Source organism: Verrucosispora sp. CNZ293 (assembly GCF_002754655.1).
Genome location: NZ_PEFR01000001.1, coordinates 2,388,840 through 2,395,000, shown reverse-complemented (window position 1 = coordinate 2,395,000; position 6,161 = coordinate 2,388,840). Strand labels below are relative to the sequence as shown.

Annotated in this window: 4 protein-coding genes and 2 rRNA genes (1 of these 6 only partly in view); 5 read left to right on the top strand and 1 reads right to left on the bottom strand. The window is 68.0% G+C overall.

The genetic code is table 11. From position 1 onward, the window contains the following. The 5 genes from CLT74_RS10915 to CLT74_RS10900 all read left to right on the top strand — a co-directional run. Window positions 1–1,745, top strand: a 23S ribosomal RNA gene (locus CLT74_RS10915); it begins 1,364 nt to the left of the window's first position. A 101-nt stretch (window positions 1,746–1,846) separates the two neighbouring features. Continuing rightward, window positions 1,847–1,963, top strand: a 5S ribosomal RNA gene (rrf, locus tag CLT74_RS10910). A gap of 290 nt (window positions 1,964–2,253) precedes the next feature. Beyond that, a complete protein-coding gene (locus tag CLT74_RS30775; protein ID WP_199172164.1) occupies window positions 2,254–3,762 on the top strand; it encodes a ribonuclease E domain-containing protein in 1,509 nt (502 codons plus the stop codon). Further along, a complete protein-coding gene (locus CLT74_RS10905) occupies window positions 3,699–4,775 on the top strand; it encodes a tetratricopeptide repeat protein (RefSeq protein ID WP_486582717.1) in 1,077 nt (358 codons plus the stop codon). Before CLT74_RS30775 ends, CLT74_RS10905 begins: the two co-directional genes overlap by 64 nt. Next, the gene (locus CLT74_RS10900; protein WP_099846433.1) at window positions 4,772–5,788 is read left to right on the top strand and encodes an HAD-IIA family hydrolase; all 1,017 of its coding nucleotides are present in this window, start codon (window positions 4,772–4,774) and stop codon (window positions 5,786–5,788) included. The genes CLT74_RS10905 and CLT74_RS10900 overlap by 4 nt, the downstream gene beginning before the upstream one ends. Before the next feature lie 13 nt (window positions 5,789–5,801). Here CLT74_RS10900 and CLT74_RS10895 read toward each other — a convergent pair whose 3' ends face one another. Further along, window positions 5,802–6,140 (bottom strand): SCP2 sterol-binding domain-containing protein, encoded by a 339-nt coding sequence (locus CLT74_RS10895; protein ID WP_093409767.1) that lies wholly within the window; start codon window positions 6,138–6,140, stop codon window positions 5,802–5,804. Between the last annotated feature and the right edge of the window lie 21 nt (window positions 6,141–6,161).

Sequence of the window (6,161 nt, the reverse complement as noted above, 5' to 3'; positions counted from 1 at the left end):
GTGAGAATGCAGGCATGAGTAGCGAAAGAAGGGTGAGAAACCCTTCCGCCGGATGACCAAGGGTTCCAGGGCCAGGTTAATCCGCCCTGGGTGAGTCGGGACCTAAGGCGAGGCCGAGAGGCGTAGTCGATGGACAACGGGTTGATATTCCCGTACCCGCGAAAGAGCGTCCCTGATGAACCTCGTTGTGCTAACCATCCAAACCAGCTGAGGCCTTCGGGTTGAGGTTGGGGAGCGTGGGAACCTGGCGGGTAGTAGTCAAGCGATGGGGTGACGCAGGAAGGTAGCTGAGCCCGGCCGGTGGTTGTGCCGGGGTAAGCGTGTAGGCCGCGCCATAGGCAAATCCGTGGTGCACAGGGCTGAGACGTGATGCCGAGCCGATTCAGGTGAAGTCAGTGATCCTATGCTGCCGAGAAAAGCCTCTAGCGAGTTCTGAGCGGCCCGTACCCCAAACCGACACAGGTGGTCAGGTAGAGAATACCGAGGCGATCGGGCGAACTGTGGTTAAGGAACTCGGCAAATTGCCCCCGTAACTTAGGGAGAAGGGGGGCCGGAGACGTGAAGCCCCGCGCGGGTGGAGCGTTGTATGGCCGCAGAGAGCAGGGGGAAGCGACTGTTTACTAAAAACACAGGTCCATGCGAAGAAGTAATTCGATGTATATGGACTGACGCCTGCCCGGTGCTGGAACGTTAAGGGGACCTGTTAGCTCTTCGGGGCGAAGCGGAGAACTTAAGCGCCAGTAAACGGCGGTGGTAACTATAACCATCCTAAGGTAGCGAAATTCCTTGTCGGGTAAGTTCCGACCTGCACGAATGGCGTAACGACTTCCCCACTGTCTCAACCACAGGCCCGGCGAAATTGCAGTACGAGTAAAGATGCTCGTTACGCGCGGCAGGACGGAAAGACCCCGGGACCTTTACTATAGCTTGACATTGGTATTTGATTCGGCTTGTGTAGGATAGGTGGGAGCCGGTGAAGTCCATACGCCAGTATGGGTGGAGGCAATCTTGAAATACCACTCTGGTTGATTCGGGTATCTAACTTCGGACCGTTATCCGGTTCAGGGACAGTGTCTGGTGGGTAGTTTAACTGGGGCGGTTGCCTCCTAAAGGGTAACGGAGGCGCCCAAAGGTTCCCTCAGCCTGGTTGGCAATCAGGTGTTGAGTGCAAGTACACAAGGGAGCTTGACTGTGAGACTGACGGGTCGAGCAGGGACGAAAGTCGGGACTAGTGATCCGGCACTTGCGTGTGGAAGCGGTGTCGCTCAACGGATAAAAGGTACCCCGGGGATAACAGGCTGATCTTCCCCAAGAGTCCATATCGACGGGATGGTTTGGCACCTCGATGTCGGCTCGTCGCATCCTGGGGCTGTAGCAGGTCCCAAGGGTTGGGCTGTTCGCCCATTAAAGCGGTACGCGAGCTGGGTTTAGAACGTCGTGAGACAGTTCGGTCCCTATCCGCCGTGCGCGTAGGATACTTGAGAAGGGCTGTCCCTAGTACGAGAGGACCGGGACGGACGAACCTCTGGTGTGCCAGTTGTCCCGCCAGGGGCACGGCTGGTTAGCTACGTTCGGAAGGGATAACCGCTGAAAGCATCTAAGCGGGAAGCCTGCTTCAAGATGAGGTATCCCACCACTTTCGGGTGGGTAAGGCCCCCAGCTAGACGACTGGGTTGATAGGCCGGAAATGTAAGCCCGGTAACGGGTTCAGTTGACCGGTACTAATAGGCCGAGGACTTGACTACAAAGATTGTCGCTCGCGTCCACTGTGTAACTCACAACAAACAAACAACACACCCGACACGTGATGGTTTGGTGTTGGTGTTGTTTGACATGTTGATAAGGTTACGGCGGTCATGGCGGAGGGGAAACGCCCGGTCTCATTCCGAACCCGGAAGCTAAGCCCTCCAGCGCCGATGGTACTGCACCCGGGAGGGTGTGGGAGAGTAGGACACCGCCGGACACACGTCACAGTCGAGGGCCACCCGGAATCGGGTCGGCCCTCGACTGCGTTGCGTCGTAGATACGACGTACTCAGGAAGGATGTACCTGTGAGTTCAGCACCTCAGGGCGGAGACCGCCCCCGGGGGTACGAGGGTCGGGCCGCGGATCGCGACGGCGGATCCCGCCGCGGTGACCACTCGTCGCGCCAGGACCGGGGAGAGGAGCGGGGCTCCCGCGACGGACGCGACGCCGGCGGATACGGCGGCGACCGTGGCCGGTCCGGCGGCTTCCGCCGGGACGGTGACCGGCGTGAGGGCAGCTTCCGCGACAGCGGCCGTTCGGGTGGTGGGTTCCGGGGCGACCGCAGCGACCGTGTGGGCGGGCGCGACGGCTCCGGCGACCGGGACCGTGGCACTGGCGGCTTCCGTGGCGCCGACCGTCGTGATGGCGACCGCCGTGACGGCGGGTTCCGCCGCGATAGCGGCGAACGCTCCGGCGGGTTCCGCGGTGGCGACCGCCGCGAGGGCGGTTTCGGTGGCGGTGACCGCCGTGACGGTGGCTTCCGCGAGGGTGCCCGTCGTGAAGGTGGTTTCCGTGGCGGTGACCGCCGCGAGGGCGGTTTCCGGGACGGTGACCGCCGGGACGGTGGGTACCGCGGCAATGATCGCCGTGACGGCGGTGAGCGCCGCGAGGGTGGTTTCCGTGGCGGCGACCGTCGCGAGGGTGGCTTCGGCGGTGGTGACCGCCGTGAGGGCGGTTCCCGTGACGGTGGTTTCCGTGGCGGTGAGCGTCGTGAGGGTGGTTTCCGTGGCGGTGACCGCCGGGACGGTGGTTTCCGTGGCGGTGACCGCCGTGAGGGCGGTTTCCGTGGCGGTGACCGCCGTGAGGGCGGTTTCCGTGGCGGTGACCGCCGTGAGGGCGGGTTCCGGGACCGCCGTGATGGCGACAGCTCCGGCGGTGAGCGTCGCGAGGGTGGTTTCCGTGGCGGTGACCGCCGTGAGGGCGGTTTCCGTGGCGGTGACCGCCGTGAGGGCGGTTTCCGTGGCGGTGACCGCCGTGAGGGCGGTTTCCGTGGCGGTGACCGCCGTGAGGGTGGCTTCGGTGGCGGTGACCGCCGTGAGGGCGGGTTCCGGGACCGCCGTGATGGCGACAGCTCCGGCGGTGAGCGTCGCGAGGGTGGCTTCCGTGGCGGTGACCGCCGTGAGGGCGGTTTCCGTGGCGGTGACCGCCGTGAGGGCGGTTTCCGTGGCGGTGACCGCCGTGAGGGCGGTTTCCGTGGCGGTGACCGCCGTGAGGGTGGCTTCGGTGGCGGTGACCGCCGTGAGGGCGGGTTCCGGGACCGCCGTGATGGCGACAGCTCCGGCGGTGAGCGTCGTGAGGGTGGCTTCCGTGGCGGTGACCGCCGCGAGGGTGGTTCCCGGGACGGTGGGTTCCGTGGCGGTGAGCGTCGCGAGGGTGGGTTCCGGGACCGCCGTGATGGCGACAGCTCCGGCGGTGAGCGCCGGGACGGCGGCTTCCGTGGCGGCGACCGCCGTGAAGGCGGCTTCCGGGATCGGGACGGCGCTCGTGCCTCGGGTGGCTACACCGATCGCCGTGGCGGCGGAGTTCGGGACGACCGGGACGGCGAGCGTCGCTTCGGGCGGCGTGAGGACCGGGACGGACCTGGTGCGGCCGAGGATGGTCGTACGGAGGCGCCGGCGCTTCCCGACGAGATCGTCGCGACCGACCTGGACAAGGACGTCCGCGCCGAACTGCTGTCACTGGCGAAGCCGGTCGCGGACACCGTTGCCCGGCACCTCGTGGCGACCGGCCAACTGATCGACGAGGACCCGGCCGAGGCACTCGCGCACGCACTTGCCGCGCGCCGGCTCGCATCGCGGATCTCCGCGGTCCGGGAGGCGGTCGGCTTGGCCGCCTACCACGCCGGGGAGTGGCAGTCGGCCATCGCCGAGCTGCGGACGTACCACCGGATGAGTGGTGCGCAGAGCCACCTTGCGGTGATCGCGGACAGCGAACGGGCACTGGGCCGTCCCGAGCGTGCCATCGACCTGTTCCGGGGTGCCGACCAGGAGAAGCTGGACCCGGCCGTGGCGACCGAACTGCTGATCGTGGCCGCTGGTGCGCGCGGCGACCTTGGCCAGCGGGACGCGGCCGTGGCGATGCTTCAGGTCCCCGACCTGACCAGCGACACCGTCCAGCCGTGGACGGCACGGCTGCGGTACGCGTACGCCGATGCCCTGCTGGCCGTCGGGCGGCGGGCCGAGGCACGGGAGTGGTTCTCCCGCGCGGCGGAGGTGGACACCGAGGCGGAGACCGACGCGGCCGAGCGGCTGCTGGAACTCGACGGTGTTGTCATCGAGGGCGACGACCAGGACGAGGTGACCGAGGAACTGGTTGCTGGTCCCGGTGCCCCTGGCGCCGTACCGACCAGCCCGGACGCCGGCCCGTCGACCACCGCCGAGGTGGCCGACCAGGACGACCCGGTCGGCAGTGACCTGACGTCCGACGGGCCCGAACACGATGCGACCACCGGCGCGGAGCCGGCCATCGAGCAGCCGGACGGCGACGACGCGGCGGTCGAGGAGCGGGTGGACGACCGGTCCGCCGACGATCAGGTGGACGGCGAACAGCTTGCCGGCGACCGACCGGTCGCTGCGTCGACCGCTGACGATCGGCGCGATGCGGCAGACGGCGTGGCCGAGGACGTGGCGGTGGATGGCGTGGCCGAGGACGTGGCAGCGGACATCGAGGCCGCACCGGAGGTCGCCGAACTCGGTGCGGATCGTCCCGAGGCGAACGGAGCCGAGGAGCCGGAGGCGCGGCAGCGATGAGCGGGGAACGGCTGGTTGACGGTTACGCCCTTGTCGTTTTCGACCTGGACGGGGTGATCTACCTGATCGACCAGCCGATCCCCGGCGCGGTCGAGACGGTCGCCCGGCTGCACGGTGAGGGCCGGGCGGTCGCGTACGCGACGAACAACGCCTCGCGCCGCGCCGCCGACGTGGCCGACCTGCTCACCGGGATGGGTGTGCCGGCGCGGACGGAAGAGGTGCTCACCAGCGCCGCCGCAGCCGCCCAACTGCTGGGCGAGCGACTGCCGGCCGGCGCGCCGGTGCTGGTGGTGGGCGCCGAGGCGCTCCGGGCCGAGATCAGCGAGGTCGGGCTCAAGCCGGTCTCCACGGCCGACGAGTCACCGGTCGCGGTCATCCAGGGGTACGGTCCGCAGGTGGGCTGGGCCGATCTGGCCGAGGCAGCGGTGGCGGTGCGGGCCGGCGCGACCTGGGTGGCCACGAACACCGACCGGACCCTGCCCAGCGGGCGTGGACCGTTGCCGGGCAACGGCGCACTGGTGGCCGCGCTGGCCACCGCGCTCGGCCGCGACCCGGACGAGATCGTCGGTAAGCCGGCGCCGGAACTGTTCGCCACCGCGGCCCGACGGGCGGGCGAAGGTCGTACGGTGGTCGTCGGCGATCGGCTGGACACCGACATCGAGGGCGCCAATCGGGCCGGTCTGGACAGCCTGCTGGTCCTCACCGGTGTCAGCGACGCCGCCGAGCTGCTCGCCGCGCCTGCCGAGCGGCGGCCGACGTACGTCTCGTGGGACCTGACCGGACTCTTCGATCCCGACTGCGTGGTGCGGGTGCCGGCGTCGGACGCCGACCACGGTGGCTGGCAGGTGACCATCACCGGGGCCGACGATTGGCAGCTGTCCGGCTCGGGCCGTGACCTGGACGCGCTCGCCGCGCTCTGCGCGGTGGCCTGGCGCAGCCACCCGTCCGGTACGGCTCGGCCGGCATCCCCGGAGGCGGGGAAGGCGCTGGAGAAGCTCGGCCTGGCAACCTGACCGGACTGCCGGCTCAGAGCAGCTTGCGCAGCTTCATCAGGTCGAACGGGTTCGCCTTGATCGACACGCGGCGATTGGCGACCGCGCGGGTTACGTCGAGATCGCCGCGCACCAGGGCGAGCAGGTCGTCACTTGTGGTGCTCATGGCGATCTTCGCCTTCGGGTCGTCACCGTCGGCGAGTTCGACAAGCCTGCCGCCGGTGAGCCGACCGTGGAAGGCGGTCTCCAGATCAGTGATCCGGCAGGCCAGGGTGCGATCCAGGTCCACGCGATCACGGACGGTCTCCGCGTTGCGTTCGAGCCGGGCGGCCAGATCCTGCAACGCCTGCCGACACTCGTCCACCGTGGCCACCAATCGCCTCCTCGCCACACC

Bases quoted from the DNA above. Each gene is read 5' to 3' on its own strand.
- CLT74_RS10900 (WP_099846433.1), top strand. From the start codon at position 4,772: ATGAGCGGGGAACGGCTGGTTGACGGTTACGCCCTTGTCGTTTTCGAC.